We start from the raw sequence: 24,089 nt of genomic DNA, 5'->3' as shown, positions 1-24,089 counted from the left end.
TAAATTATTAGGTAAACATATGTAGGGCAGAATTGAGGAGTCGGATACTTGATTGTGCAATAGCCATCGTTTTTTTGCTTATCTCCAAATCCTTATCAGAAATATCACATCCTACTGTACTCAGGTTTACCACCGTGTAGTTCATGGAAAATGTAGTGATTGAATTACTAAAACCGGTGATGCTATTAATCACTCCGGTGTTGCTTTGTTGCATTCCAGTACTGGAAATGCCATATCCTTTGAAGTCTATGCTGCAAGCTTTAGCAGAAAATATAGACGTTGGGCAATCCACAATAACATTAGTATCACTCTTGATTGTGATGAGGTTAGGGCTGTTGATTAGCGTTGTTCCGGTAATATTTTGAGTCCAGTTTCCATCAATTTTGGCAGTTAAATTGCCTGTGAGTTTGTAGGTATCTCCACCATCGATTTCGGTGTTTCGCCCTTTTTTAATGGTTCGTTGCTGCCCTTTATCAATCGTTAAGGTATCTTTGCCGTTGACAGCCGTATCCCGATTATCTTTGTAGGTGAAATTCGCTTTACCTGTCACCGTATCTGTTTGTTCTTTTTTAATTTCCGTAGTACGCTTCCCATCAATTTTGACTGTCTTATCTTTTTCAACGGAGATATTCATATCCCGCTCTGCGTGCAGATCAAATAACTCTTTATCCGGTTCATCATCCATAAAAAGATAGTTAGCCTGATCATGCTTACCATTTTTGGTATTTGACATCACACCACTGCGAGTTTCATGTTTGGGAAGTTCCCACGGCGGCATATTTTCATTGTTATAAGTACTACCGATAACAAAAGGTTTATCCGGGTCGCCATTGACAAAACTGATAACAACTTCTTCTCCCACACGGGGAACGTTGATACTGCCGTATCGCCAGCCAGCCCAACGCGTTGCCACACGTATCCAGCAGGAACTGGTATCGTCTTTTTTATCTGTTTTATCCCAACGGAATTTCACTTTTATCCGGCCATACTTATCAGTCCATATCGGTTTATTTTTAGGACCTGTTACGACCGCAGTTTCAACACCGGTTGCTTTTGGCCAAAGCGTGATGGCTTGTGGTTTCCAATGGACATTGGAGGGGATAGCTTCAAACTGAACAATATTTTTGTCAGGCTTATCATCATCACTATCATCGTCATCACTATCACACTCAAAGACTGAGCCATAATCGGATTCATAAAATGAATATTGTGCTCCGGTAATCAGATAATCATTGTAATCATCCCCTTTGATACTATTAGGCAGAGAGAGTGTGAAAGTGTGGCCCGGAGCCATTCCCAGTACATTGCCTGTTCCATTAATCAGCTCACTTTGTGCTTCTGAAGCCTGTTGAAGTATACGGACATAAAACTGCCCCTGATCACCTTTTATAAAGCGTCCCGGCCACATAAATATCTCTGTACTATCAACAGAACTGAGCGAAGTTTGAGTGAGAGACTGTAATTTAGCCCGGGGCTTACGAAAATCGTAGTCATCAGTACTGAAACTGTTGGGGATAGTCGAACTGCTAATATTCCAAGTATAGATATATTCTTGGTCCAATTTCCTGAAGATGCTACCGACACTGAAATATTTAATCGTGTCATACCCCGGCATTGGATAATGCATTTGGGGCATATCGACTAATACCATAGTGTGGTTGCCATTCTCATGTTTAAAGTAATAATAAATACCTTCATGCGCCATTAGACGATGAATAAAATCGAAATCAGTTTCGTTATATTTAACGCAATATTCCCATGGGCGATAGTTTTCTATGAGATTATCCTCAAAATTAACATTGGCACCCTGTAATACTGTAGTGACAATCTCAGGTACGGTTTTTTCCTGCCAGATGCTATAACCGGATTTCTTTTTTAGTTCCGAAAGCTTAGGCCTTACTGTAGCAGTATATAAATAAAGCCTGTCATCATATTTATAAAATGGCGAATAAGAGATTTTTTCTATATAGCCACTTAAATATCTTGTTTGTTTTGACGGGGTTTTTATTTCTACGGTAAGTACAGTATTATGAAGCGATATAGGATCAGATAATCTATTTTTACTCAGTAATTCGACCTCAAATTCATAAGGTTCCGATAATCTTTCTATTCCTTTAAGTGATTTAAAGTATAACTCTTCGCCGGATGAAGTATGTGCGATAAACTGTCTTTCCATAATATGGACTCGCTTTTATGCAAAGCTACCGCCTATTCCGGCTGGATGCGGGAATATATGATAGCTGGTGGAACTTACTGTTGTGAGGCATTTCGGATATATAATAAATATGTAGCTGTTGGTTTCTGATATTGAGTTAAGCACAATAGTCAGAATGTGTAATCACCAGAGAATGTTTTATTTAAGGAATATATAACTTGTGTTTATATTTTGTCTTTATAAAAAGAAATAACCCAATGTATTACTTTGTTTTTATTGTATAAAATAATTTTAGATTAGTTAGATAGGAGATTATAAGTAATTATATTAAATTAATGAATTATGTCGGGTAAACTTTTTTCTAATATCATAAAACATGGTTAATTAAATTAGGATAATGTATCTATATTTAAGATAACCTTAAAAAGAGAAATTACTGATAATTCATTTATCGTTTAAATAATTTATTTATCGTTTAAATTAATGTGTTATATCTAATAAATAAAAAGATAAAGTTAACAAAGTGATAAAATTGAGGGCGGCGAGGGCAATGAGTGAATAGGCTGCTATTATCTGTTTAGGTTATATTTAAGATGTTTTAAAATAAGAATAGAGAGGAGAAGTGGTGGGGAAAAAAAGATAAAATTGGCGGTAACAACATAATAATTACCGCCAGAGGTTCTTTATAACGAATTATTTCAGTGCTGCTAATGCGCTGTCATAATCAGGCTCGTTAGTAATTTCATCTACGAGCTGGCTATAAATAACATTATTGTTTTCATCCAGAACAATGACAGCACGTGCAGTCAATCCACCTAATGGACCCTGGCTAATGGCTACACCGTAATTTTCCTGAAACTCACCACCACGCAGTGTTGATAGAGTGACAACATTCGAAAGGCCTTCAGAGCCACAAAAACGGGATTGTGCAAAAGGCAGGTCTGCTGAAATGCAAAGTACGACAGTATTGTTCAGTTCACCGGCATGTTGGTTGAATTTACGTACAGAAGTTGCACAAACGCCGGTGTCAATGCTTGGGAATATATTGAGTACCTTACGTTTCCCTACATATTGGCTCAGTGCCACGTCAGTAAGATCTTTAGCTACCAGCGTAAATTCTTTTGCTGTTTCACCTGCTTGTGGAAAATGCCCAGCTACGGTGATATCGCTACCTTGGAACTTGACGGTTTGTGTCATGGTTTTATCCCTCTATATAAGTAAACTGCGGTGCCAGTGTAATGGAATAGTGCGATCTTGCCCACAAAAATAGCTGTAATATTTATAAATACTCATCTATTGTTTAATTAACAGTGTCTTATAATTTATTTTAGGATAATTATTAGACCAAAAGAGTAAATATTTATGCACAATTTTACCTTGTTCCCTTCTGTATTACTGATGACAGGGCTTTCCTTACCTCTTTCTGTTTATGCTGCTGATGTTCCTGTAGGAACTCAGTTAGACCCTCATCAGGAGCTGGTTCGCCATTTGAAAGATGAACCAGCATCACTTGACCCGATTAAATCCTTCGGCTTAATAGAAGCGCAGGTGTTGCGTGATTTACTGGAAGGTCTCGTTAATCAGGATGCCGATGGTAAGCCCGTTCCGGGAGTTGCGATTAACTGGAAGACGACAGATAACAAAACATGGATATTTACGCTACGACAGGATGCCCGCTGGTCTAATGGTGACAAAGTCACCGCCTCTGATTTTGTATATAGCTGGCAGAGGCTGGTTAATCCTAAAAATGCTTCTTCATTTTCTTGGTTTGCTGCTCTGGCAGGAATTCAGAATGCCCAAAAAATTATAGATGGTAAATTACCCCCGGAAAAATTAGGTGTTGAGGCTCTTGATGCTTATACAGTAAAAGTTACGCTGGATCGCCCAGTGCCTTATTTCCCTAATATGACTACTCACTTTAGCCTTTATCCGGTGAATAAACAGAACGTTGAAAAATACGGTAATGATTGGACCAAGGTAGGCCATTTGGTGGGTAACGGCGCTTTCATGCTGACGGGGCGTGTAGTAAATGAAAAAATTGTTCTGTCGCCTAACCCTTATTACTGGGATCACAAGAAAACAGTACTGAAAAAAGTGACGTTTGTACCAATCAATCAGGAATCTCATGCGGTTAACCGCTATCTGGCAGGGGATTTGGATATTACTGAATCTTTCCCTAAGAATATGTACCACAAGTTACTGCATGATATTCCGGGAGAGGTGTTCACTCCGGATCAATTGGGAACGTATTACTACGCATTTAATACTCAGCGTGCACCGACTAATGATATCCGTGTCCGGCAGGCGCTTGCCATGACCATCAATAAGAATCTGGTTGCAGAAAAGATATTAGGCACAGGCGAAAAACCTGCATGGCATTTTACACCTGACGTTACGGCCGGTTTTCATCCAGAAAAAAGTCAGCAACAGATTATAACTCAGCAGGAAAGAGATAGAAGAGCACGATTACTGCTGAAAGAAGCAGGTTATGGCCCTGATAATCCACTAAAACTTTCTTTGCTCTATAACAATTTAGAGAATAATCAACGTATTGCCATTGCAGTCAGTTCAGAGTGGAAGAAAAAACTGGGCGTTGAGGTGAAGTTAGTCAATCAGGAATGGAAAACTTACGTTGATAACCGGAATACCGGTAATTTTGATGTAGTCCGGGCATCATGGACCGGAGATTATAATGAGCCATCAAGTTTCTTATCACTTTTGACATCAACACATAGCGGAAATTTGGCCAAATTTTATAACCCAGCTTATGACGCTTTGTTAAAAGAGGCTAGTCTGGAAACAGACGATGCCGCCAGAAACAGGGATTATAATCAGGCTGAAAAAATGATTGAAGAACAGGCTCCGATTGTTCCTATTTATCAGTACACTAATGGTCGGTTAATCAAAAAATGGTTAAAAGGATACCCGATCACCAATCCTGAAGATATGGCGTATAGCCATACTATGTATATCATTAAAAAACATTAAATGTTGAACAGGAGAGGATGTGGAAACGATTTATGGCTCAGCATTTAAAGATTCAAACGCTGTGTATGCCTGCCAATTGAATGGGAAGGGGGGGATTACAGGTTTTAGCGAAAATGTATCTGCGACGGTAGGGCAACCATTCTGGCAGCATCTTGATTATAAAAATCAAGCTAGTTATCAATGGATTATGAAAACTAACCAACTACCAGTTCCGGTAAAAGAAGGGCTGGTGGGTGAGAGTATTCGGCCCAAACTCATTCGTACCGGTGAGGGGGCGATGATTATGTTGCGGACAATTAATCGCAATGACAATGCCCGCTCTGATCACTTGGTATCGTTTCGCATCTACATTAATGACAGGATAATTATTTCCAGCAGCCATAGAAAAGTCTATTCGGTTGATCAAGTTCTGGCTGATTTAAATAATGGCGTAGGAGCAAAAAATACAGGGCACTGGCTGGTTGAAATCGCTGATGCTATCACTGACGAAGTGAACGATTTTATTGAAGAGTTACATGACAGCCTGATTGAGTTTGAGGATAACATTCTGGAACAGAAGATCCCCGGACGAGGTGAATTAGTGTTATTACGCAAACAGTTGATTGTTCTTCGTCGGTATATGGCACCCCAGCGAGATGTTTTGACACGACTGTCCAGTGAGAAGTTGCCGTGGATGAGTGACGAGGCTCGTCATCTGATCCAGGAAGTCTCTGATCGTCTCGGGCGTGGGCTGGATGATTTGGATAGCTGTATCGCAAGGACAGCGGTCCTTGCCGATGAGATTACTTCCATTATGGCGGATGCGATGAACCGTCGTATTTACATGATGTCATTGTTAACAATGATATTCTTACCAAGTACTTTTTTAACCGGTTTATTTGGTGTTAACCTTGGCGGGATCCCCGGAAATAAGGATGAATTTGGCTTTGGTTTATTCAGCCTGCTGCTGTCGTTATTGATAGCGGGGTTCGCATGGTGGTTAAAGCGAAGTAAGTGGTTATAGGAAAAATTGCGATTGCCGTGAGTTCTGAACCGAATGTTCATTGAATCTGATGGTTAATTTCATGCGGATTTGAGATATATCAATAATCAGTATCTCAAGTTGAGGCACTATAACCCTGCAGGTGAATACAACGTTGAGCGATGAACGTTGTGCTCCATGATTGTAGTGTTTCTCATATTGAGTTTTATACCGATTAAAATTGACATTATGCCGATACTAAAATCCTTAGCATCGGCTATTTTTTTATTACTTTATTTCGATAACATCCAGCCGATCCGCCTGAAAATCAATTTGTTCATCAGGGTCAATAGCAGGTTGTACGGGTAACTCCTCCCGATCAAAAGCCAGGTCCCCTCCAGCAATAATTTCACTGTCGTGATTAATGCTTTTGAAGTCGAACAGATTAAAATCGCTGAGATGTGATGGAACCACGTTCTGTACCGCTCGGAACATAGTTTCAATGCGTCCGGGATAGCGTTTGTCCCAGTCACGCAGCATATCCTTGATAACCTGGCGTTGCAGATTTGGCTGTGAGCCACACAAATTACAAGGGATAATGGGAAATGCTTTCGCTTCTGCGTAGCGTTCGATATCTTTTTCCCGGCAGTAAGCCAGCGGGCGTATAACAATGTGTTTACCATCATCACTGATTAGTTTAGGTGGCATGCCTTTTAATTTGCCGCCATAAAACATATTCAGAAAGACAGTCTGCAGGATATCATCACGATGATGCCCCAGCGCGATTTTGGTTGCGCCCAGTTCAGTAGCGGTGCGGTATAAAATACCACGACGCAGTCGGGAGCACAGAGAGCAGGTTGTTTTTCCTTCCGGGATTTTTTCTTTGACAATACCGTAGGTATTTTCTTCGACAATCTTATACTCGACGCCCAGTTCATCCAGATAAGCCGGAAGGATGTGCTCAGGAAAACCTGGTTGTTTTTGATCCAGATTGACGGCAATAAGCGAAAAGTTAATAGGGGCACTTTTTTGCAGGTTCTGCAAAATAGACAGCAGGGTGTAGCTGTCTTTGCCACCAGAAAGGCAGACCATAATGCGATCGCCTTCTTCGATCATATTAAAATCTGCAATGGCTTGCCCGACATCACGACGCAGACGTTTTTGTAATTTATTAAAATTATACTGTTCTTTTTGAGTATTCATTTCTGGTTGTTCTTTACTGTTTCTGATGGCTGTTCGACTAAAGGCCCTTAAAAAAATTACGATGATTTTATGGCGGAGAACATGAAAAGGAAACAATAATAGCGGATAGGAAGGGATTATCAATTAGAGTTAGCGAAAAAGGCTGCTTTCCCCGCGTAGGAAAGACAGCCTTTTTGTTCTTAATACTTATATTTCAGCCGGAAAAACTGGCTGATCAGAACCAGAACACCCACTAATAAATAAGCAGCAAAGACACCAATCAGCCATTGCGGCATATCCAGTGTCAGAAATGACCATTGTTTTATTGAACAATCTCCAAAAGCCTGAAACACCGAAGGCAGCCATTCATTTAACGGCAGCCATGACGGAAATCTGACAAAAAATTCACAGGTATTAAAAGGGCTGGGGTATAACTGCATCATGGTATGATCCCATGCCAGTTGTAATCCGTGCCATGAGCTATAAAGCCAGAGTAAAATAGCCAGCCAGCGCAGCGGGGTTTTGGGGGCGATAGCTCCCAGCAGGGCCGCCCCGAAAATACCGAATAGAGCAACACGCTCATAAATGCACATTACACAGGGTTGTAACTGCATAACATGTTGAAAGTAAAGAGCAACAAACTCCAGTAAAAGAGCTGTTAACGCCATTAACAACCATGCGCTTCGCCCTTGGGAACTCCATTTTAGAAAATGTAACATTCTTCTTCTTCCCGTATCATATATATAGGTAGCCGTTTATTCTGCGTTTCTTAAATCACAAAAGAATCAATTTAAGGTCAATTATGTTGTTTTTTTAAATTATACCCATCCTCTTTCAAATTGCCTTTTTGTTGGCGGTGCAAATTCGTTCCTGTACCGCCGGAGGCAGCATGAAATCGACTGGATATTCGAAGGGATAAAAAAACCGGATAGGGGGATTTTACACCCTATCCGGCAGAATTCCTTAATAATAAATATAAGGGATTATTGTGGGATAACCCAACCAAGTTTTACAAGATATTCAGTAGCAGGCAGTAGCCAAAATTCAACACACAGCAGACCCACAAGAGTCATCACAATTGTGTAAGGTAGAGCCATTAGCACCATACGCCCATAAGACAGGCGGATCAGAGGCGAGAGCGCAGATGTCAGCAGGAACAGGAAAGCAGCCTGTCCGTTTGGTGTCGCTACGGATGGTAGGTTGGTTCCTGTATTAATGGCTACAGCTAAAAATTCATATTGCTGCTGTGAAATAAGACCACTTTTAAGCGCAGTCAGAGCTTCATTAATATAAACAGTACCTACAAATACGTTGTCAGATACTGCGGAAAGCAGACCATTAAACAGATAAAACAGGGAAAGTTGTGACGCTGGTGAGGATTGCAGTACAAACTGAATAAATGGGGTAAATAGTTGTTGATCAATAATGACCGCAACCACAGAAAAGAAGACTGTCAATAATGCAGTAAACGGTAAGGCTTCCTCAAAGGCTTTACCTAAAGCATGTTCTTCCGTGATACCACAAAAAGCAGTAGCCATAATAATCACTGACAGGCCAATCAAACCGACTTCAGCTAGGTGGAATGCCAAAGCAACAATCAGCCAGATGCCGATTAAAGCCTGAACAACAAGCTGAGCTTTTTCCTGACGGGTACGTTTTTCACCGGCTTTTTTCGCATAGTCTTCCAAAACAGAGCGGACACGCTCAGGTAGTTCGGCACCGTAACCAAACAGTTTGAAATGTTCAACCAGCAGACAAACCAGTAATCCACAGATAAAAACAGGCACGGTGACAGGAGACATACGGATAAAGAATGTCACGAAATCCCAGCCAACATGTTTTGCGATGATCAGGTTTTGTGGTTCACCGACCATCGTCATCACACCGCCTAATGCTGTACCGACACCGGCATGCATCATCAGGCTGCGCAGAAATGCCCGGAACTGATCCAGTGTCTGTCTTTTATCTTCATTATCAATAAATTGATCATCGTTAAGATCTGTACTGCCATTATTCTGGCTGGAAAGATAACGATGATAAATAGAATAAAAGCCAACAGATACGCTGATAACAACGGCTATAACTGTCAGGGCATCAAGAAAAGCAGATAAAAATGCACTTGCCAGACAGAAGGCCAGAGCCAGCATTTTTTTGGAACGAATGCTCAAGAGTAGTTTAGTGAAAACAAATAGCAGAAGTTGCTTCATGAAGTAAATACCGGCAACCATGAAAATCAGCAGCAGAATAACTTCCAGATTATTGCTGATCTCATGCCCTATCTGTTTTGGTGAGGTCATGCCGATAAGCACAGCTTCAATAGCAAGTAAACCTCCCGGCTGCAACGGATAGCATTTTAACGCCATTGCCAGTGTGAAGATAAATTCCACAACGAGCATCCAGCCTGCAACGAAGGGGCTGACATAGAAAAAAACCAGTGGATTGATGATAAGAAAAACAACGATAGCCAATTTGTACCAATCCGGCGAATTGCCGAGAAAGTTTTTCACCACTGCACGTCGGATACTGATTTCCATTATTATTAATATTCCTCTTCTGTGGATACATGGGACATTTCTAAAGCACAACATACCCGTTGTTTTTCAGTTACCTCTCTGTTGGTTGCGCTCGTTTATTCCAGTCATCTAGTGATTATGCCTCTGGGAGACGCTTCCTGACTGTTTTGATGCAACTTGAAATACATTGGGTATCGTACGCTCTAACTGGTGGTAATTTAAGGGGATAATCTCATAATTAATTGGGTAATAATTATATTTTTTTATGACCTCTTTCACTCTTTCATGGTTTATTTATTATGTAACTATGTCGATCTGGCGCATTCTGGTATGATCAGTACCTATTATTAGCCAAGAAAACAGTTTTGGAATAGTTTAAATATGGTAATTAAGGCTCAGAGTCCTGCGAGTTTTGCGGAAGAGTATATCATTGAAAGTATATGGAATAATCGTTTTCCACCAGGCTCCATTCTGCCAGCAGAGCGTGAATTATCTGAATTAATCGGTGTCACTCGTACCACTTTGCGTGAAGTATTGCAGCGTCTTGCTCGTGATGGCTGGTTGACTATTCAGCATGGAAAACCAACAAAGGTCAATAATTTCTGGGAAACATCAGGTCTTAATATTCTGGAAACTCTGGCACGTTTAGATCATGATCGTGTGCCTCAGCTGGTGGATAATTTACTGTCAGTGCGCACAAATATTGCGGCCATTTTTATCCGTACTGCATTCAGACATAATCCGGAAAAAGCACTGGAAGTTCTGGCTGAAAAAGATAAAGCAGAAGACACTGCGGAGTCTTTCAGTTCTGTGGATTATGATATTTTCCGTGGCTTAGCATTTGCGTCAGGAAATCCTATTTATGGGTTGATCATTAACGGATTAAAAGGGCTTTATACTCGTGTGGGTCGTTATTACTTTTCGAACCCAGAGGCTCGTAAACTGGCGCTGAATTTCTATCAGCAATTGAGCGTACTGTGCCGGGAAGAAGCCTACGATAAGATCATGGAATGCGTACGTAATTATGGTAAAGAAAGCGGAACCATTTGGCATGAAATGCAAGGCATTATGTTCAATGACTTAACAGCAGCACGTCAGAATTAATCAAATTATATCTTTTCCAATTATCAAGTTGATTTTCTAATCTAGCTTATTCTTTAAAGGCGAACTGCTTTGTGTAGTTCGCTGCTTCCCATTTTTTCATAATTATATCTATGAAGAGGTGTTTTCTTATCTCCTCATAAATGGTGAAAACCCACTCAAGCTGTAAAATTCAAATTTTTAAATTATTATACTGTTCAGTTCACATTGGTTCGGGATTTAATTCTTAATTATTGCATTTTTTTGAATTAATATAAATTCGAATATTGTGAACTTAATGTTGCTTTTTTACCGTAAAAATCACTTTTTAGAACACTTATATAATCAATTAATAGCATTTAATCCTTTTCTATTTGATTGTATTTTAGATTGTTTTTTTGTTTATCATCTGATAATAAGAAAGTTTTTTATCATGATTTTGTAATGGAATTGTGATTTAAATCCTAAAATTCAATTAATCATTTCATGGTCTATTATTCTGTGTTGGATTTTTCTATTTAGCATATTATGCTTGTCTTCGTGTATTTCTTATCAGCAGGTGGCAGAATGAAAGTCCTTATTTTAGGCAGTGGTGTTATTGGCGTCACCAGCGCCTGGTATCTGGCTCAGGAAGGTCATGAAGTGATCGTCGTGGATCGTCAGCAGAGTGCTGCTGAAGAAACGAGTGCAGGCAATGCCGGGCAAATTTCACCCGGGTATTCAACTCCCTGGGGTGCTCCGGGTATTCCGTTAAAAGCGTTCAAATGGCTGTTCCAGCGCCATGCTCCGCTAGCTATTCGCCCTGATGGTTCATTATTTCAGTTGCGCTGGATGTGGCAAATGCTACGCAATTGCGATGCTGACCATTATGCGATGAATAAAAGCAGGATGGTGCGTTTGGCTGAATATAGCCGTGACTGTATTAAACAGTTGAGAGCGGATACAGGTATTCGGTATGAGGAGCGTCTTGGGGGAACATTACAACTGTTCAGAACTGCTAAGCAGTTTGATAGCGCAGCCAAGGATATTGCGGTATTGGAGCAGGAGGGTGTTCCTTATCGATTATTGACGGCAGAACAATTAGCGTCAGTAGAGCCGGCTCTTGTCCACTCTTCCCATAAATTAACGGGGGGATTGCAACTTCCTAATGATGAAACCGGTGATTGCCAGATTTTTACCAAAGAATTAGCCAAAATGGCAGAAAAAGCAGGTGTCAGATTTATATTTAACAAGCAGGTTAAACAAATTCTGATGGATGGCGATAAGGTTAGCGGTATTCAGTGTGATGATGGTGTTATAACCGCTGATCAGTATGTGATAGCGATGGGGGCTTATTCCACCGAATTATTGAGAGGTCTTGTCACAATTCCGGTTTACCCTATGAAAGGCTATTCGCTGACAATGCCGGTAATGGATGAAACTCGTTCACCGACTTCAACGATACTGGATGAAACTTATAAAATTGCTATTACGCGTTTCGATAATCGTATCCGGGTTGGCGGTATGGCAGAAGTCGTCGGTTTTAACTTGGACGTACTAAAAAGCCGTTGTGAAACACTAAAAATGGTCGTTGATGATCTTTACCACGACGGTGGCAATATTGCTGAAGCTTCATTCTGGGCTGGGTTACGCCCGATGACACCGGATGGCACACCTATTGTTGGCCCGACGAAATACGCTAACCTTTATCTGAATACCGGACATGGCACATTAGGCTGGACGATGGCCTGTGGTTCAGGAAAGCTGTTATCTGACTTAATCTCAGGCAAAAAAACTGATATTGCCGCGGATGATCTTTCTGTATTCAGATACACCGATGGGTTTAATACCAAAGTACTTCGGGCGAAGCATCGCTTACATACTGCGTAAAGTAAATTAGAAGGGGTCAATATGCCACGTCCTATTTTGGCGACGATCCACCTTGATGCATTCCGCCATAATCTGGCAATGATCCGTCAGAAGGTCGGTCACAGTAAAATTTGGTCGGTAGTGAAAGCGAATGCATATGGGCATGGGTTGGACAGAATATGGCAATCACTCACGCAGACGGATGGTTTTGCTCTGCTTGATATGAATGAAGCTATTTATTTGAGAGAACAGGGGTGGCAAGGGCCTATCCTGTTGTTGGAAGGTTTCTTCAAAGCCGAAGATTTGCAGATAATCAATAAATATAATCTGACAACGGCAGTACATAGTCGCTGGCAGCTTCAGGCAATAGAAGAGGCAGAATTCGATAAACCTGTAGATGTCTACTTAAAACTTAACAGTGGCATGAACCGTCTGGGTTTCACTCCCGATGAATATCCACAGATAGTATCAATGGCAAATGGGATACAGAATATCAGATCAGTCACTTTAATGACCCATTTTGCGAATTCCGATAATGAAATGGGTGTTAGTGAGCAATTTACAGTGGTTAAAGAGCTCAGAATGGACGATCTTTCGCATTGCTTGGCTAATTCTGGCGCCATTCTATGGCACCCGCAAACGCATCGTGATTGGGTCAGGCCGGGGATCATTCTATATGGGGCGTCTCCCAGCGGAAAGTGGCGTGATATTGCAGATTCGGGATTGAGACCTGCGATGAGTCTGAAAAGTGAAATTATCGCGGTCCATGAACTGGCTAAAGGGGTAAAAATTGGTTACGGCAGCCGCTATACCACACAGTCTCCAACCCGAGTGGGTACTGTTGCATGCGGTTATGCTGATGGCTATCCTCGTCATGCATCAACAGGAACACCTGTTGTTGTTGATGGTATCCGCACCCGTGTGCTGGGAGCGATATCAATGGATATGATGACGGTGGATCTGACACCATGCCCAGAAGCCACAATCGGTAGCTCTGTTGAGCTATGGGGAGCAAAATTACCCGTGGATGAAGTCGCAGAGTTTGCTGGAACGATAGGTTATGAACTGTTGTGCGCTTTAGCCAGACGTGTTCCGGTGGTTGTTGATTAATGATAAAGGGTTTATTATTTTCTCAGGCATTTTTTCGTACCGCTTCCATGCAGTTTGAATCAATGCCTGTTCATCCCATTTTAATTCTGACCAATAAGTTATGTTCAGCTTGTCTGGCGGCAACGAAGGACGACAGATAGCTTGCCGGGGTTCCCGTTTTTAGAATACAAGGGGCTACTGATACGAGCAGTTTCAACACAGACCATAGTTTTATAGCCTTCGTTCTCCATATCTTGCATGCTGCCTGATAATTCTGCTCCGGGATTCCAGCAAACGATATCACTGTGATGATAGTGATGAATCTCGATGGTACGCTTCCATTGTTTATCATTAAGTAGGCTGAAATCTTCTGGCTTGGTGTAAATACGATCGGTTCGCCCTTGAAACGTGAGTTTTTCACTAGTCGATTGCTGTTTTTTGTTGGTTATCGAATCGATAAAGTGACTGCCTAATCCACTGACCTGAATTTTCTCTATATCGCTGATATTAAAATAAGAGTGGAGAGCGCATGTGGTTTGATAATCTCCGTAGGATTCCAGCTCTATTTCACAGGTTTCACCTAATTTAAAGCGGGCAATAAGTGTAAACTCATGTGGCCATAGTTGTTTGGTATATTCGCTGTTTTGTAGTGTGAACATCAAAATGACACCATTTTCATGTTCATGATGCCCTTTGAATTCCCATGGTAAAATCCGGGCAAACCCATGACTCGGCGTGTCCTGAGGCCCAAACCACGGCCAACAGATGGGGATACCACCACGGATGGCTGTTCCTGCACGGAATTTTGTATTATTGCTTAACCATAATACTGGCTTTTCACCACTGGGCTGCCACGCCATAAGGTGCGCACCCTGAATACTGATTGCGCTGCGGACTTTCGGGTGACTAATCACAATTAATGGAAATCCATCAATATCCCGTTGACTGATATGAGGAGATATCTGCTTTACAATTGGCAAAGAGAAAATTTTATCAAGCATCATCATGACCTTATATAAACTTGTATTGATGGTTAATGAAGGCAAGAATAGCTTATTGTGAAAGAGTGGTAAAATAAAAGCCACCGTAAAAGGTGGCTTATTGAACAATGATTATACCTGTTATCTTTCAGGTTGAGATTTTGTTGTCTGCAACCTGAAATTTATAAGGTAGACAGGTTCAGTTATTTAGAAATGTGTGCGACCAGATCCAGAACTTTGTTTGAGTAACCTGTTTCGTTGTCATACCAAGAAACCAGTTTTACAAAGTTATCGTTCAGTGCGATACCTGCTTTTGCGTCGAAGACAGAAGTCAGTTTTTCGCCGTTGAAATCGGTGGATACAACGTCATCTTCAGTGTAACCCAGAATGCCTTTCAACTCGCCTTCAGCAGCTTCTTTGATTGCTTCACAGATTTCTTTATAAGTTGCTGGTTTTTCCAGACGGGCAGTCAGGTCAACAACAGAAACGTTAGGAGTAGGTACACGGAAAGACATACCAGTCAGTTTGCCGTTCAGTTCAGGAATAACTTTACCTACTGCTTTTGCAGCACCGGTAGAAGATGGGATGATGTTTTGTGCCGCACCACGGCCACCACGCCAGTCTTTTGCAGAAGGGCCATCAACAGTTTTCTGAGTAGCTGTTGTTGCGTGAACAGTTGTCATCAAACCTTCAACGATGCCAAATTTATCGTTGATAACTTTAGCCAGTGGAGCAAGGCAGTTAGTTGTGCAAGATGCGTTGGAAACGATGTCTTGACCTGCGTAAGCGCTGTGGTTAACACCCATAACGAACATTGGGGTATCGTCTTTTGAAGGACCAGTCAGGACAACTTTTTTCGCGCCGGCAGCGATGTGTTTACGCGCAGTTTCGTCAGTCAGGAAAATGCCGGTTGCTTCAGCAACAACATCAACACCTACCTCGTTCCATTTCAGGTTAGCTGGGTCTCTTTCAGATGTAACGCGGATGGTTTTGCCGTTAACAACCAGATGACCGTCTTTAACTTCAACTGTACCTTTGAAGCGGCCATGGGTTGAGTCGTATTTCAGCATGTAAGCCATGTAATCTGCATCTAACAGGTCATTGATTGCAACGATTTCAATGTCAGAACGCTCTTGTGCAGCACGGAAAACAATACGGCCAATACGACCAAAACCGTTAATACCTACTTTGATAGTCATAGTATTCCACCAGCTATTTTTTAGTGAATTAAAAGTTGTTTCTAAAGTTACCAAAATCTTGCCAGTCGTCAAGCGGAATCGTGTCAACAATTGAAAAAGATCAATTTAAAAACCACTATCTGGATATCCGTTGTACAACTGTAACAATCTTTACGCTCACCATTATCGGGGTATAAGGAGATATTTAAAGTTACCATTAATGAGATATGTGAGATTTATCACAATTAGTAAAGTAAATCATCATGTTGAATGGGTTAAAATGCGATTTAACAGTTTAATATTTGCTTTTTGTTGTTTTCGGTACCTTTTGTTGAAAATACTGGCCTTAAAAGGTGGTTATCATGGCTAAAGATATCTCTTCTCCTCTTGAGCAGCTCAGTGAAATGCAGCGTTATGTGACGCAAGAAGCAGGTACAGAGCCGCCATTTTCAGGAAAACTGTTGCACAACAAAAAAAGTGGTATTTATCATTGCCTGTGCTGTTCTCAGCCACTATTTGTTTCCGACACAAAATTTGATTCCGGATGTGGGTGGCCAAGTTTTTATCAGCCGATTAATGATAAATCCATTAATTATATTGATGATTATTCTTATGGTATGCATCGGATCGAGGTGCGTTGCAGCCATTGTCAGGCACATTTGGGGCATGTTTTTCCTGATGGCCCTAAACCTACAGGAGAGCGTTTTTGCATTAATTCGGCTGCGTTACGCTTCATTGATGAAGACTCAGGAGAAGAAACCGCCGGTTAATATGATAAGTGGCGACGTTTTTTGACCAAATATGATGCGAATTGGCAAGTGATATAGAATCGATTCAGCCAGAGATGTTAGTATATAGTTTTAAGGAAATAATAGCCTTAAGGAAATACCGATGAATGTAGATGATTTACTTTCTGCCATGACACCTGAGATTTACCAGCGACTGGTTCAGGCTGTCGAATTAGGGAAATGGCAGGATGGTGTTCCATTAACACCAGAGCAAAAAGAGCATAGCCTGCAAATGGTCATGCTTTGGCAAGCCAGACATAATCACGATCCGGAACATATGACGATTGGCACCGATGGCCAAATTGCCGTAAAAAGTAAACAAGAACTGAAAGCAATGTTTCAGTCAGAGATGGTTGCCAGATTGAAGCCGCAATCAGAAGAATGAGCCAGTAGATTAAATCGGTAGCCTCGTTCTCCCTATTGATTGAGAATAAAGAACGAGGCTAATCTGATTTAGGATATGTAGTTATAGTGGTCAGCGGTTTAAAAATATTTTTATGCTTGGTACGTTAAAAAAGGGCAGCTATCTCCTTCAATGAAATAAATTTGGCACCTTTAGCTGCCATTTCCTCAATAGCCTGCTGGCTGTCATCCGCGTGAATATTAACCCCCCGGCAGCCTTCCGTAATAACGTAAGTTTCATACCCGTGTGCTAAGGCATCTAATACGGTGAATTTTACGCAGTAATCGGTAGCGATACCAAGAATAAGCAGGCGATTGATATGTTGCTCTGATAGCCAGCCATGTAATCGGGTTGCATTTTTACGATCGTTATCGAAAAATGCGCTGTAACTGTCTATCTGTGGATTTTCACCTTTACGGAAAATCTCCTGGATAGCAGCTTGGTTTAAGGCTGGATGGAAAGCTGCGCCTGATTGCCCCTGTACACAATGTACAGGCCACCATATTTGAGGGATACCGTTTAGCACACCTAATTCACCAACTGGCTGGCCTGAATTTACTGCAAAACTCATATGATTAGACGGGTGCCAGTCCTGACTTGCAATGATGCTGACATTGTACTGCTGACACAATTGAATAGCTTCATTTGCTACGGTGATAACTTCTTCACTCCCTTTTACCGCCAGTGCGCCACCTGTACAGAAGTCATTTTGTAGATCGATAAGTAATAGTGCGGTTTTCATTCTATTCCTTAATTCATACTTTCGTCTTATAGTCTGCCCGTTAATATTTTGAATATGCTTATTATTTGTCGGAGTAACTCAATTCTCCGCGTAGATTTTGCTGCATCAGAGAGCGAATTTCTTCGGTTGCATAGTGCTGGCTTAACAGGTAGTGAAGTTTTGTCAGGGTTGCTTCAAATGTCATATCGTAGCCGCTGATCACACCTGATGCAGCCAGTGCATGACCGTTAGCATAACCTTCCATATTGACCCTTCCGGAAATACATTGTGTTAAGTTGATTACAATGATTCCTCTTTCAGTCGCTTCTTTTAAGATTCTCAATAAATCAGGGCGTTGAGGAGCATTGCCGACACCATAAGAACGCAAAATCAATGCCTTGACAGGCTGCATCAGGATATTTTCAACCACTTGGCTCGACAGCCCCGGATAGATAGTGACTACGCCAATTGGTTGTGAGCTGATTTGATGTACAACAAAATCGCCGTGACCAACGGGCAGTGGAGCGGTGTTAAATGTCCGGATATTGATACCGGCTTCGATAAGCGGAGGGTAATTAGGAGAAGAGAAAGCATCAAAACCGTCAGCATGGGCTTTGACAGTTCTGTTCCCTCGATACAATTTATTGTTGAAAAACAGGCTGACTTCATTGACGGGATAGTTGGCTGCCAGATACAGGGCATTGAGCAAATTTGTCTGACCATCTGAACGCAGTGCTTCCAATGGAATTTGTGACCCTGTCACGATAACTGGCTTGTTAAGATTTTCAAACATGAAAGAGAGGGCTGAAGAGGTAAAAGCCATGGTATCTGTGCCATGCAGGATCACAAAACCATCGTAATCATGGTAATTTTGATAAATATCACTGGCAATAATTCCCCAATCATCTGGACTCATATCAGAAGAATCAATAAGGGGATGATGTTCACGGATCGTGAATGTTGGCATTTCTGGGCGGTGAAACTCGGGCATTTTTGTCAGCTGTCGCTGTAAATGACCGGAAACGGGAATATAACCATTGGGGGAATGCTGCATCCCAATGGTTCCACCCGTATAAACAACATAGATAGATTTCTTCTGCATGGTCGTAACCCAGTAGCGGTAGTTTAAAATTCTCTGCCGATTATAGGGGGTATAAGGAATAAAAAAAGCCTGATACTGGTATATATACACTTCGTCTTTCAAGTGGCTTCTTTGTTGGCTGCACTCGTTCACCCCAGTTACCGTTTTTATAAACATACGGTTATCTATGCTCCTGAGGATGAACTCCCTTGCCGCCGCGACGCATCTTGAAACCCATTGTGTATGGCAATCAGGCTTTATATTTAATTGTGATTATCACGTTCTGGTGATGAATTCTCAGCGGATATCACTACAGTTCAGGCAATAAGCATAAATATTTTGCGGGTCATTCATGCGGCTATAAAATACCGCCTGCTTTTTCATATCCTGTGCTGCCTGAGCAAATGGAGCTGGCAACATTGACTGTAAAGTATTTGGCATAATTGCCTGTGCTGATGAAGAAAATTCCAGCATCAGTTTCTCAGTAAATGAAAGTTCAGGCTGCATCCAGCTTAGCGATACTGTTTTAAGGCCTGCCAGTTCAGCGGCTTTCTTAACAGCGTCATCGAAATCGCCTAGCTGATCAACCAGACCATTCTTTTTAGCATCACTACCACTCCAGACACGGCCTTCAGCGATTTTTTCAATTTCAGCAGTTGTTTTGTGGCGAGAATTTGCTACCAGCCCGATAAACTGGCTATAGCCGTTTTCAATCGACATTTGTATGACTTCAGAAAACAGAGGATTTATCCCTTTTGTTGTAGAAATGTCAGCCAGTGGGTAAGTTGAAACACCGTCTGTATTTACGCCAAGATAATCCAGACTTTTTTCAAAAGTAGTGATAGCACCAAAAACACCAATTGAACCAGTTAAGGTGTTCGGGGAGGCAATAATATAGTTAGCCGGTGTGGAAACCCAGTAACCGCCTGATGCAGCAAGCCCTCCCATGGAAACAACAATCGGTTTTTGATTGATTTTTTTGCCATTTGCATCAGTACCTTCCCGAATGGCTACCAGTTCACCGCGGATAAGTTCAGATGCACTGATACTGCCGCCGGGGCTGTTTACTCGCAAGATAATGGCTTTAATATTAGGGTTCAGGCGTGCTTGGCGTAGTTGTTCTGCGATGGTATCACTGCCAGCTATACTGCCGGATTGTTTGCCATCCATGATTTCCCCTTCAACCACAATCACTGCAATATTACCATCGTTCTGATAAGCATCTTCGATGGGTTTTTTAGCAATATAATCATTGATAGTGATGTAGTTGAAATGCTGGTTTTTCTTATCCCAGCCGAATTTTTTTTCCAGCTTCTGCTCAATGACATTCAGAGGTGCGATTCTATCTACCAGACCGTTCTGGAGAGCATAGAGAGCACTGTTTCCACCTGCTTTACGGAGTTTTTCAATAAATACTGAGGGTTCAGGAAGTACCTGACCGATTGGTATTTTTCTATTGATGGCAATATCTTGTCGGTAATTATTCCAAAGTTCATTCAGCCAAAGGGAATCCGCTGTGCGAGCAGCATCCGACATATCATTTCGCATCATTGGCTCTACAGCTGATTTGTATGTACCGACACGGAAAATATGGGTAGAGATTTTCAGGTTTTCTAATAATGATTTATAGAACAAATGATTATTTGAATAACCTTTAAGTGAGACACCGCCTTGAGGGGTAAGGAGTATTTTGTCAGCATAGCTGGCTAAATAGTATTGTGGCTGGCTGTAGTTCTGCCCAATAGCTATAACGGATTTACCTGAGCTTTTAAATTCGTTGATGACTTTGCCGATATAAAGCATCGATGCCTGATCAGCCCCTGCAAAATCATCCAGTTTTAACACCATACCGGTAATTTTAGTGTCATTTTTTGCCCGTCGAATACTATCAACAATATCAAATAGCGAAGTTTGTTGAATGCGGCCGCTGGAAGGAGAGACAAGATCCCAGCCCAGTTGATCCAGCGGATTACGAGCAGATACCCGATCAACGATAGTACCAGATAAATTGACGTATAATGCTCCACCATAATCACTATCATCTGCGGGGAACTGTTCTTTATAAATAAGAACGCCACTGGCAACTAATACAATAAATACAATAAATAATAGATTGGAAATAAATTGGCGAGCGAAGTTTAGCAGTTTCCAACTCCATTTAAGTAGCCCTGCTATAAGCCTCCATAAAGTATGCATACTATCTCCGATGATGAGATCAAATAAGATTATCCTAATCAGCTAACTGATAAATGTCAGCCAGAAATCACGAAAATGACTGAAAAAATAATATTTACACTTTCATTCGGTAACGAATAAACAGAGAATGTCCGGTCGTGATAGATTATCTTATTCAGGAGGAAACTATGAAAGCCTTGGAACTTTTATTGAATCGTCGTTCTGTTGCACGTTTAACTACTCCGGTCCCTGCGGGGGATGAATTGCAGAATATCCTTGCTGCCGGGATGAGAGCACCAGACCATGGAGCATTACGTCCCTGGCATTTTATTGTCATGCAAGGGGAAGGAATTGATAAATTCAGTAAATTGCTCAAACAGGCAGCAATTAATGGTGAAATGGGTGAAGATGTGGCAGAAAAAGCAAAAAATGCCCCTTATCGCGCACCGATGATTATCACTGTTATTGCTAAAGTAGTTGAGCATGTAAAAGTGCCAGAATGGGAACAGGTTGTAGCCGCAGGCTGTGCAGTACATGCCATGCAAATGGCTGCCGTGGCTCAAGGGTTTGGTGGAATATGGCGTTCTGGTTCTTGGACAGAAGATTCAACAGTCAGAGCCGGACTGGGATGTGAAGAGCACGACAAAATTGTTGGGTTCCTCTATCTGGGTACACCAGAGCTTAAATCACCAATGAAAGTATCTTCACCAGATTTAACTGATTTTGTCAGTTATTTCTAAAAATTACTGTTAGAGTTACTAGATATATCATTACCTGATGTGGTGGATAGGATAAACACCACTACATCAGCTTATCCCATTAATTTATTGCCTAGGTGAACTGAATTAACCACACTCAGACAGGGCATTGATTGAAGTTGTTACAAATTCCATGCGTCTTTTTATTGCTGAAAAACCTAGCCTCGCACGTGCTATTGCCGATATTTTACCGAAACCTCATCGTCGGGGAGATGGGTTTATTGAGTGTGGTGATAGTCAGGTTGTTACTTGGTGTGTAGGTCATTTGTTAGAACAAGCTGAGCCAGATGTATACGATAGCCGTTATGCGCGCTGGGTCTTGGCTGATTTGCCAATTATTCCTGAAAAATGGCAGTTAAAACCACGAGAAGCGGTTGCTAAACAGCTCAATACGATTAAATCTCTTCTGGCAAGGGCTGATGAAATTGTTCATGCCGGAGACCCGGATCGCGAAGGGCAGTTGCTGGTGGATGAAGTGCTGGATTTTTTGCAACTGGAAGACAATAAAAAGCAGAATGTCCAACGTTGTCTGATCAACGATTTAAATCCTCAGGCAGTTCTTAAAGCTGTCGAACGTCTGAGGAGTAACCGGGAATTTATACCACTGTGTGTTTCAGCTTTAGCCAGAGCAAGGGCTGATTGGCTTTATGGGATCAATATGACCCGAGCTTATACCTTATTAGGTCGGAATGCTGGTTATCAAGGGGTTCTATCGGTTGGCCGAGTGCAGACTCCTGTACTAGGCTTGGTTGTTCGTCGTGATGAAGAAATAGAACATTTTGTACCAAAGGATTTCTTTGAGGTTAAAGCTCATATTATTACCCCGAAAGAAGAGCGGTTCACCGCTGTATGGCAGCCCAGTGAATCCTGTGTGGATTTTCAGGATGAAGAAGGGCGAGTTATTCACCGGCCTTTAGCAGAACATGTAGTAATGCGCATTATGGGGCAGCCTGCCTATGTTTCTGCCTATCAGGATAAACGGGAATCAGAAACAGCGCCTTTGCCATTTTCTCTTTCTTCATTACAGATCGAAGCAGCCAGACGTTTTGGCCTGAGTGCTCAGGATGTTCTGGATATTTGTCAGCGGCTGTATGAAACCCATAAATTGATTACATACCCGCGTTCAGATTGTCGTTACCTTCCAGAAGAACACTTTGCGGGTCGTCAGGCTGTTTTAAACGCTATTTCGGTACATGCCAGCCATTTGTTGCCTCAGGATGCGCTTGATACGGAAAAAAAGAATCGTTGCTGGGATGATAAAAAAGTTGATGCACATCATGCAATTATTCCCACAGCGCGAAGCAGTCAGGTTAAGTTAACAGAAAATGAACAGCATATTTATGGATTGATAGCCAGACAGTACCTGATGCAGTTTTTCCCGGATGCTATATTCCGGAAATGCACAATTGAACTGGATATTGCTGGTGGAAAGTTCATTGCCAAGGCTCGCTTTCTGGCAGAAGCCGGCTGGCGAACCTTATTAGGTAACAAAGAGCGTGATGAGGAAAATGAGGGTACACCACTGCCGATTGTAGCTAAAGGAGATGAACTATTATGCGAGAAAGGAGAAGTCGTGGAAAGGCAGACTCAGCCACCACGTCATTTCACTGATGCCACTTTATTATCAGCTATGACCGGGATCGCTAGATTTGTTCAGGATAAAGTGCTGAAAAAAGTGTTACGGGCAACAGATGGTTTGGGGACGGAAGCAACAAGAGCCGGAATTATTGAATTATTGTTCAAGCGGGAATTCCTGTATAAAAAGGGACGATATATTCATGCAACACCAGCAGGCCGTGCGTTAATCCATGTTTTACCCGATATGGCTGTCTTGCCTGATATGACCGCGCATTGGGAATCCAAACTGACTCAAATCAGTGAGAAGCAATTCCGTTATCAGGATTTTATGTCGCCTCTTCATGAAACATTGCAACAATTGATTTGGCAGGCAAAGCAGTATAGAAATTTGAAAGCCTTCAGGGATCTGCCTCCTGCTCCTGTGAAAGGGAAAAAAGGTAAAGGTAAGCAAGCTAAAACCAAGCAGACAAATAAAGCTGAATAATTTAACCCCAATTCCGCTTAAGCTATTGCTGAAATATCTTCTTCTGAGTAGAAAATTTTCAGTGATGGCTTTTTCTCTTTAAGGCAGTAAGCAATCAATCCCGTTAAAATGGTTAACAAAAAACCGG

Annotated in this window: 19 protein-coding genes and 1 pseudogene; 9 read left to right on the top strand and 11 right to left on the bottom strand. The window is 41.6% G+C overall.

Annotation, left to right across the window (positions count from 1 at the left end; genetic code table 11):
* Positions 1-7: 7 nt before the first annotated feature.
* Positions 8-2,176: a type VI secretion system Vgr family protein gene (locus AACS92_RS00210; RefSeq protein ID WP_099108112.1), complete on the bottom strand. Its 2,169-nt coding sequence runs from the start codon at positions 2,174-2,176 to the stop codon at positions 8-10.
* Positions 2,177-2,848: 672 nt separating this feature from the next.
* Positions 2,849-3,352: a thiol peroxidase gene (gene tpx, locus AACS92_RS00205; protein WP_099108111.1), complete on the bottom strand. Its 504-nt coding sequence runs from the start codon at positions 3,350-3,352 to the stop codon at positions 2,849-2,851.
* A gap of 165 nt (positions 3,353-3,517) precedes the next feature.
* On the opposite strand from tpx, the gene AACS92_RS00200 reads away from it, so the two are divergent.
* Positions 3,518-5,143: a peptide ABC transporter substrate-binding protein gene (locus AACS92_RS00200; protein ID WP_099108110.1), complete on the top strand. Its 1,626-nt coding sequence runs from the start codon at positions 3,518-3,520 to the stop codon at positions 5,141-5,143.
* A 19-nt stretch (positions 5,144-5,162) separates the two neighbouring features.
* On the top strand, positions 5,163-6,146 hold the full coding sequence (zntB, locus tag AACS92_RS00195) for a zinc transporter ZntB (protein ID WP_099108109.1): 984 nt from the start codon (positions 5,163-5,165) through the stop codon (positions 6,144-6,146).
* A gap of 246 nt (positions 6,147-6,392) precedes the next feature.
* On the opposite strand, the gene ttcA is transcribed toward zntB, so the two are convergent.
* The 3 genes from ttcA to nhaB all read right to left on the bottom strand — a co-directional run bounded on the left by ttcA (position 6,393) and on the right by nhaB (position 9,820).
* Entirely contained in the window at positions 6,393-7,334 is a 942-nt protein-coding gene (gene ttcA / locus AACS92_RS00190; RefSeq protein WP_255398356.1) for a tRNA 2-thiocytidine(32) synthetase TtcA, read from the bottom strand.
* A 152-nt stretch (positions 7,335-7,486) separates the two neighbouring features.
* Positions 7,487-8,005, bottom strand: a complete 519-nt coding sequence (dsbB, locus tag AACS92_RS00185) for a disulfide bond formation protein DsbB (protein WP_099108107.1) — start codon at positions 8,003-8,005, stop codon at positions 7,487-7,489.
* 264 nt (positions 8,006-8,269) lie between these two features.
* Positions 8,270-9,820, bottom strand: coding sequence for a sodium/proton antiporter NhaB (gene nhaB / locus AACS92_RS00180; protein WP_099108106.1), 1,551 nt, complete (start codon positions 9,818-9,820; stop codon positions 8,270-8,272).
* Between the two features lie 360 nt (positions 9,821-10,180).
* Between nhaB and fadR the strand changes: the two genes are divergently transcribed.
* The 3 genes from fadR (at position 10,181) to dadX (ending at position 13,837) form a co-directional block, all read left to right on the top strand.
* Positions 10,181-10,903 carry a fatty acid metabolism transcriptional regulator FadR gene (fadR, locus tag AACS92_RS00175; RefSeq protein ID WP_099108105.1) on the top strand — a complete coding sequence of 241 codons (723 nt, stop codon included), beginning with the start codon at positions 10,181-10,183 and terminating at the stop codon, positions 10,901-10,903.
* 543 nt (positions 10,904-11,446) lie between these two features.
* Positions 11,447-12,748 carry a D-amino acid dehydrogenase gene (locus tag AACS92_RS00170; protein ID WP_099108104.1) on the top strand — a complete coding sequence of 434 codons (1,302 nt, stop codon included), beginning with the start codon at positions 11,447-11,449 and terminating at the stop codon, positions 12,746-12,748.
* Positions 12,749-12,769: 21 nt separating this feature from the next.
* Entirely contained in the window at positions 12,770-13,837 is a 1,068-nt protein-coding gene (dadX, locus tag AACS92_RS00165; protein ID WP_099108103.1) for a catabolic alanine racemase DadX, read from the top strand.
* Between the two features lie 104 nt (positions 13,838-13,941).
* Here the strand turns inward: dadX and AACS92_RS00160 are convergent, their stop codons facing one another.
* Both AACS92_RS00160 and gapA read right to left on the bottom strand, forming a co-directional pair.
* The gene (locus AACS92_RS00160) at positions 13,942-14,817 is read right to left on the bottom strand and encodes a D-hexose-6-phosphate mutarotase (RefSeq protein WP_099108102.1); all 876 of its coding nucleotides are present in this window, start codon (positions 14,815-14,817) and stop codon (positions 13,942-13,944) included.
* 182 nt (positions 14,818-14,999) lie between these two features.
* Positions 15,000-15,995: a glyceraldehyde-3-phosphate dehydrogenase gene (gene gapA, locus AACS92_RS00155; protein WP_099108101.1), complete on the bottom strand. Its 996-nt coding sequence runs from the start codon at positions 15,993-15,995 to the stop codon at positions 15,000-15,002.
* Positions 15,996-16,336: 341 nt separating this feature from the next.
* Here gapA and msrB point away from each other — a divergent pair, with 341 nt between their 5' ends.
* Both msrB and AACS92_RS00145 read left to right on the top strand, forming a co-directional pair.
* A complete protein-coding gene (gene msrB, locus AACS92_RS00150; RefSeq protein WP_099108100.1) occupies positions 16,337-16,744 on the top strand; it encodes a peptide-methionine (R)-S-oxide reductase MsrB in 408 nt (135 codons plus the stop codon).
* Between the two features lie 121 nt (positions 16,745-16,865).
* On the top strand, positions 16,866-17,147 hold the full coding sequence (locus tag AACS92_RS00145) for a YeaC family protein (protein WP_099108099.1): 282 nt from the start codon (positions 16,866-16,868) through the stop codon (positions 17,145-17,147).
* A 124-nt stretch (positions 17,148-17,271) separates the two neighbouring features.
* Here the strand turns inward: AACS92_RS00145 and pncA are convergent, their stop codons facing one another.
* The 3 genes from pncA to sppA form a co-directional block, all read right to left on the bottom strand.
* Positions 17,272-17,907 carry a bifunctional nicotinamidase/pyrazinamidase gene (pncA, locus tag AACS92_RS00140; RefSeq protein WP_099108098.1) on the bottom strand — a complete coding sequence of 212 codons (636 nt, stop codon included), beginning with the start codon at positions 17,905-17,907 and terminating at the stop codon, positions 17,272-17,274.
* 61 nt (positions 17,908-17,968) lie between these two features.
* Entirely contained in the window at positions 17,969-18,988 is a 1,020-nt protein-coding gene (gene ansA / locus AACS92_RS00135; protein ID WP_099108303.1) for an asparaginase, read from the bottom strand.
* Positions 18,989-19,264: 276 nt separating this feature from the next.
* A complete protein-coding gene (sppA, locus tag AACS92_RS00130) occupies positions 19,265-21,163 on the bottom strand; it encodes a signal peptide peptidase SppA (RefSeq protein ID WP_099108097.1) in 1,899 nt (632 codons plus the stop codon).
* A gap of 167 nt (positions 21,164-21,330) precedes the next feature.
* Between sppA and AACS92_RS00125 the strand changes: the two genes are divergently transcribed.
* Positions 21,331-21,882 carry an NAD(P)H nitroreductase gene (locus AACS92_RS00125; RefSeq protein ID WP_099108096.1) on the top strand — a complete coding sequence of 184 codons (552 nt, stop codon included), beginning with the start codon at positions 21,331-21,333 and terminating at the stop codon, positions 21,880-21,882.
* 151 nt (positions 21,883-22,033) lie between these two features.
* On the top strand, positions 22,034-23,962 hold the full coding sequence (locus AACS92_RS00120; RefSeq protein WP_099108302.1) for a DNA topoisomerase III: 1,929 nt from the start codon (positions 22,034-22,036) through the stop codon (positions 23,960-23,962).
* Positions 23,963-23,979: 17 nt separating this feature from the next.
* Here the strand turns inward: AACS92_RS00120 and AACS92_RS00115 are convergent.
* A pseudogene (locus AACS92_RS00115) lies at positions 23,980-24,089 on the bottom strand (IS982 family transposase); the annotation flags it as partial.

Source organism: Xenorhabdus sp. KJ12.1, assembly GCF_963876495.1.
Classification (GTDB): domain Bacteria; phylum Pseudomonadota; class Gammaproteobacteria; order Enterobacterales; family Enterobacteriaceae; genus Xenorhabdus; species Xenorhabdus stockiae.
The sequence above is the reverse complement of the archived record's forward strand: the minus strand, read 5'-3'. Positions and strand labels throughout refer to the sequence as shown.

Excerpts from the sequence above, each read along its gene's own strand:
- AACS92_RS00210 (WP_099108112.1), bottom strand. The coding sequence starts at position 2,176 with ATGGAAAGACAGTTTATCGCACATACTTCATCCGGCGAAGAGTTATAC.
- tpx (WP_099108111.1), bottom strand. The coding sequence starts at position 3,352 with ATGACACAAACCGTCAAGTTCCAAGGTAGCGATATCACCGTAGCTGGG.
- AACS92_RS00200 (WP_099108110.1), top strand. The coding sequence starts at position 3,518 with ATGCACAATTTTACCTTGTTCCCTTCTGTATTACTGATGACAGGGCTT.
- dsbB (WP_099108107.1), bottom strand. The coding sequence starts at position 8,005 with ATGTTACATTTTCTAAAATGGAGTTCCCAAGGGCGAAGCGCATGGTTG.
- nhaB (WP_099108106.1), bottom strand. The coding sequence starts at position 9,820 with ATGGAAATCAGTATCCGACGTGCAGTGGTGAAAAACTTTCTCGGCAAT.
- fadR (WP_099108105.1), top strand. The coding sequence starts at position 10,181 with ATGGTAATTAAGGCTCAGAGTCCTGCGAGTTTTGCGGAAGAGTATATC.
- AACS92_RS00170 (WP_099108104.1), top strand. The coding sequence starts at position 11,447 with ATGAAAGTCCTTATTTTAGGCAGTGGTGTTATTGGCGTCACCAGCGCC.
- dadX (WP_099108103.1), top strand. The coding sequence starts at position 12,770 with ATGCCACGTCCTATTTTGGCGACGATCCACCTTGATGCATTCCGCCAT.
- AACS92_RS00160 (WP_099108102.1), bottom strand. The coding sequence starts at position 14,817 with ATGCTTGATAAAATTTTCTCTTTGCCAATTGTAAAGCAGATATCTCCT.
- gapA (WP_099108101.1), bottom strand. The coding sequence starts at position 15,995 with ATGACTATCAAAGTAGGTATTAACGGTTTTGGTCGTATTGGCCGTATT.
- msrB (WP_099108100.1), top strand. The coding sequence starts at position 16,337 with ATGGCTAAAGATATCTCTTCTCCTCTTGAGCAGCTCAGTGAAATGCAG.
- AACS92_RS00145 (WP_099108099.1), top strand. The coding sequence starts at position 16,866 with ATGAATGTAGATGATTTACTTTCTGCCATGACACCTGAGATTTACCAG.
- pncA (WP_099108098.1), bottom strand. The coding sequence starts at position 17,907 with ATGAAAACCGCACTATTACTTATCGATCTACAAAATGACTTCTGTACA.
- ansA (WP_099108303.1), bottom strand. The coding sequence starts at position 18,988 with ATGCAGAAGAAATCTATCTATGTTGTTTATACGGGTGGAACCATTGGG.
- sppA (WP_099108097.1), bottom strand. The coding sequence starts at position 21,163 with ATGCATACTTTATGGAGGCTTATAGCAGGGCTACTTAAATGGAGTTGG.
- AACS92_RS00125 (WP_099108096.1), top strand. The coding sequence starts at position 21,331 with ATGAAAGCCTTGGAACTTTTATTGAATCGTCGTTCTGTTGCACGTTTA.
- AACS92_RS00120 (WP_099108302.1), top strand. The coding sequence starts at position 22,034 with ATGCGTCTTTTTATTGCTGAAAAACCTAGCCTCGCACGTGCTATTGCC.